The sequence below is a fragment of the Xylanibacter rarus genome (assembly GCF_001275135.1).
In the GTDB taxonomy this organism is placed as follows: domain Bacteria; phylum Bacteroidota; class Bacteroidia; order Bacteroidales; family Bacteroidaceae; genus Prevotella; species Prevotella rara.
The window spans coordinates 1-1,558 of the sequence record NZ_LFQU01000071.1 but is presented as its reverse complement, the minus strand read 5'-3'; the positions used below and the strand labels follow the sequence as shown (position 1 = coordinate 1,558).

Here is a 1,558-nt window from a genome sequence, read left to right as displayed (position 1 = left end):
CTCCAGAAAGGAGGTGTTCCAGCCGCACCTTCCGGTACGGCTACCTTGTTACGACTTAGCCCCAATCACCGGTTTCACCCTAGGCCGACCCTCGCGGTCACGGACTTCAGGCGCCCCCGGCTTTCATGGCTTGACGGGCGGTGTGTACAAGGCCCGGGAACGTATTCACCGCGCCATGGCTGATGCGCGATTACTAGCGAATCCAGCTTCGTGGGGTCGGGTTGCAGACCCCAGTCCGAACTGAGAGGCACTTTATTGATCCGGACGTACTTGCGCACATCCAACTCGCTGTATGCCCCATTGTAACACGTGTGTAGCCCCGGACGTAAGGGCCGTGCTGATTTGACGTCATCCCCACCTTCCTCACACCTTACGGCGGCAGTCTCCACAGAGTGCCCAGCAAACCTGATGGCAACTATGGACAGGGGTTGCGCTCGTTATGGCACTTGAGCCGACACCTCACGGCACGAGCTGACGACAACCATGCAGCACCTTCACAGGAGCCCCGAAGGGCCTCACCATCTCTGGATCGTTCTCCTGCAATTCAAGCCCGGGTAAGGTTCCTCGCGTATCATCGAATTAAACCACATGTTCCTCCGCTTGTGCGGGCCCCCGTCAATTCCTTTGAGTTTCACCGTTGCCGGCGTACTCCCCAGGTGGGATGCTTAACGCTTTCGCTTGGCCGCTGAAATCAATATCCCAACGGCGGGCATCCATCGTTTACCGCGCGGACTACCAGGGTATCTAATCCTGTTCGATACCCGCGCTTTCGAGCCTCAGCGTCAGTTGCGCTCCGGTAAGCTGCCTTCGCAATCGGAGTTCTTCGTGATATCTAAGCATTTCACCGCTACACCACGAATTCCGCCTACCTCGTGCGTACTCAAGTCCTCCAGTTCGCGCTGCAGTGCCACGGTTGAGCCGCGGCATTTCACAGCACGCTTAAAGGACGGCCTGCGCTCCCTTTAAACCCAATAAATCCGGATAACGCCCGGACCTTCCGTATTACCGCGGCTGCTGGCACGGAATTAGCCGGTCCTTATTCGTGCGGTACCTGCAATAAGGGACACGTCCCTCACTTTATCCCCGCACAAAAGAGGTTTACAACCCATAGGGCAGTCTTCCCTCACGCTACTTGGCTGGTTCAGGCTTACGCCCATTGACCAATATTCCTCACTGCTGCCTCCCGTAGGAGTCTGGACCGTGTCTCAGTTCCAGTGTGGGGGACCTTCCTCTCAGAACCCCTACCGATCGTCGCCACGGTGGGCCGTTACCCCGCCGTCTAGCTAATCGGACGCATCCCCATCCGTTACCGCTGAACCTTTAGTCATGATCAGATGCCCTTTCAAGACCACATACGGCATTAATCCGCCTTTCGACGGGCTGTGCCGTGGTAACAGGCAGGTTGGATACGCGTTACTCACCCGTGCGCCGGTCGCCATCAAAGAATGCAAGCATCCTTCATGCTGCCCCGCGACTTGCATGTGTTAAGCCTGTAGCTAGCGTTCATCCTGAGCCAGGATCAAACTCTCCACTGTAAAATTTCTTTATAATGTGACAC

1 rRNA gene is annotated in these 1,558 nt (G+C 56.5%); it reads right to left on the bottom strand.

Annotated elements, in window-relative coordinates:
• Window positions 1–6 precede the first annotated feature (6 nt).
• Window positions 7–1,535 (bottom strand): 16S ribosomal RNA (locus tag ACU52_RS14515).
• Between the last annotated feature and the right edge of the window lie 23 nt (window positions 1,536–1,558).